Below are 2,482 nucleotides of genomic sequence, written 5' to 3'. Positions count from 1 at the left end.
CTGGCGCTGGCCGCCGGACAGTTCGTGCGGATAGCGGGCGGCGAAGCGCGCCGGTTCCAGGCCGACACGGGCGAGCAGGCTGCGCGCCCGCTCGATGGCCTGGCGTTTGGGCACGCCGTGGACCCGTGGCCCGAAGGCGATGGACCCTTCGATGGTCATGCGCGGGTTGAGCGACGAGTAGCTGTCCTGGAACACCATCTGGGCCTGGGCGCGAAACTCGCGCAGGGGCAGCGCCCGGCTGCCGATGCGCTCGCCGTCGAACAGCATCTCGCCCTTGTCGTGCTGGGTCAGGCCCATGATGAGGCGGGCGGTGCTGGACTTGCCGCAGCCGGATTCGCCGACGACCCCCAGGGTCTCGCCCTTCCTGATGTCGAAATCGACGCCGTCCACGGCGCGCACGACGGCCTTTTTGCCGCCGATCCCCTTCTTGACCGGGAAATGCTTCACCAGCCCCTCGACGGTGAGGAGCGGCTGGCCCGGGCCGCCCCGGTCGCGGGAGGAGAGCGGGCTCGACGCGATGGGCGTGCTCATGACTTCACTTCCATTGCCGAACGCAGGCCGTCCGAGAACAGGTTGAACGAGATCGAGACGATGAAGATCGCGAGGCCCGGAAGTGCGGCGACCATCGGGTTCACGTAGATCGCCGTGCGCAGGGTGTTGAGCATCAGGCCCCATTCGGGCTCCGGCGGCTTCACGCCGAGACCGAGGAAGGAGAGGCCCGAGGCCAGGATCATCGACACGCTGATGAGGCTGGTGGAATAGACGAAGATCGGTCCGAGCACGTTGCCGAGCACCTGCGCGCGCAGGATCGTCAGGGTGGAGGCGCCGGAGAGGCGGGCGGCGTCGACATAGTCGCGTGAGCGGATCTGCGTCGTCACGCTCTCGGCCACGCGGGCGATCTGGGGGGTGAACACGCAGGTTAGCGAGACGATGGAGTTGAACACGCCCGCCCCCAGTGCGCCGGAGAGGGCGATGGCCAGAAGCACCGAGGGGAAGGCGAAGAACACGTCGATGGTGCGCATGAGCACCGTGTTGAGCCAGCCGCCGACATAGCCGGCGAGGATGCCGATGCTGGAACCGAGGAGGAAGGCGAGGATCACCGGCGTGACGCCGATGAACAGGGAGAGGCGCCCGCCCAGCATCAGGCGGCTCAGCATGTCGCGCCCGAGCTCGTCCGAGCCGAGAATGTATGTGGCGTCGCCCACGGGCTTGAGCCGCCGCACCATCGAGCCGCGATACGGGTCCATGGGCGTGATCCACGGCGACAGCAGCGCGATGGCGACGATGGCGAGGATGACGAAGGCGGCGATCATCGCCACGGGATCGCGCAGGAGCTTGGCCAGCACGTTGCCCCAGAACCCGCGCGAGGCGACGAAGGCCTCCGGCGTCGAGGTGAGTGGGGGAGCGCCCCCGGCGATGTCGATGGCCGATACGGCCGGACTGGTCCCGAGTGCCATCAGCCCCTCTCGATGCGCGGGTCGAGCGCCGTCTGCACGACGTCGACGATGAGGTTGAGGGCGACGAAGAACATCGCCAGGACAAGGATGGCGCCCTGCAGCAGCGGCAGGTCGCGTTGGAAGATCGCGGCGTTGAGGAGGAATCCGGTGCCGGGCCAGGCGAACACCGTCTCGATCAGGATCGAGCCGCCGAGCAGGTAGCCGAGCTGCAGCCCCATGATCGCGAGAGCGGTGGGGGCGGCGTTCTTCACCACGTGCTTGAACACGCCGAATTCGGAGAGGCCTTTGGCCCTGAGCGCCCCGACGAAATCCTGGGAGAGGATGTCGCCCACCAGCGCCCGGACGGTGCGGGCGATGACGCCCATCGGGATCACCGACATCGTGATGGCGGGCAGGATGATGTAGCGCAGGTGCTCGAGATCCGGCTTCCAGTTGCCCGACCCGTCGGGGCCGGCGCCGGTGGAGGGGAGCCAGCCGAGCTGGGCCGAGAACACGATCACCAGGACCATGCCGAGCCAGTAATGCGGCACGCTCACACCGAAGACCGAGATGGCGGAGGCCGCCCGGTCGAGCACGGAATCGCGGAAATAGCCGGCGACGAAACCGAACAGGCAACCGAAGGTGAAGCCGATCAAGGTCGCCACGGAGGCGAGGATCAGGCTGTTGACGACGGCGCGACCGACCTCGCTCAGGACCGGCCTGCCGGTGGCGATGGACGTGCCGAGATCGCCGTGGAGCACCTTCCACAGCCACAGGGCGTACTGGACCGGCAGCGGCTTGTCGTAGCCGTAGGCGATCCGCATGGCATCGATCGTCTCCTGGGTGGCGTCCACCGGCAGGATGGAGCTGAGGGGATCGCCGTCCGCCAGATGTACCAGCGAGAAGCAGACGATGCTCACACCGAGCGCCACCGGGGTGACGGTGAGGAGGCGGCGGAGGATGAAGCTCAGCATGGGAGCATCCGGAGACCTCAATCGAGTGTGGCGGCTCTCCTCCCCCTTGCGGGGAGGAGTTGGAGGTGGGGG

3 protein-coding genes are annotated in these 2,482 nt (G+C 67.8%); all 3 read right to left on the bottom strand.

All coding sequences use genetic code 11. The features are described 5' to 3' along the window. Window positions 1–531: ATP-binding cassette domain-containing protein (locus MBTS_RS23175; protein WP_192216594.1), on the bottom strand; the 531-nt coding region annotated here is incomplete at its 3' end. After that, a complete protein-coding gene (locus MBTS_RS23170) occupies window positions 528–1,457 on the bottom strand; it encodes an ABC transporter permease (RefSeq protein ID WP_056146716.1) in 930 nt (309 codons plus the stop codon). The genes MBTS_RS23175 and MBTS_RS23170, both read right to left, overlap by 4 nt. Continuing rightward, window positions 1,457–2,410 carry an ABC transporter permease gene (locus tag MBTS_RS23165; RefSeq protein WP_018043405.1) on the bottom strand — a complete coding sequence of 318 codons (954 nt, stop codon included), beginning with the start codon at window positions 2,408–2,410 and terminating at the stop codon, window positions 1,457–1,459. Before MBTS_RS23165 ends, MBTS_RS23170 begins: the two co-directional genes overlap by 1 nt. Window positions 2,411–2,482 lie beyond the last annotated feature (72 nt).

The organism is Methylobacterium bullatum (genome assembly GCF_014845095.1).
Classification (GTDB): domain Bacteria; phylum Pseudomonadota; class Alphaproteobacteria; order Rhizobiales; family Beijerinckiaceae; genus Methylobacterium; species Methylobacterium bullatum.
Note: the sequence above shows the minus strand (reverse complement) of the source record. Positions and strands in the feature narration are given on the sequence as shown.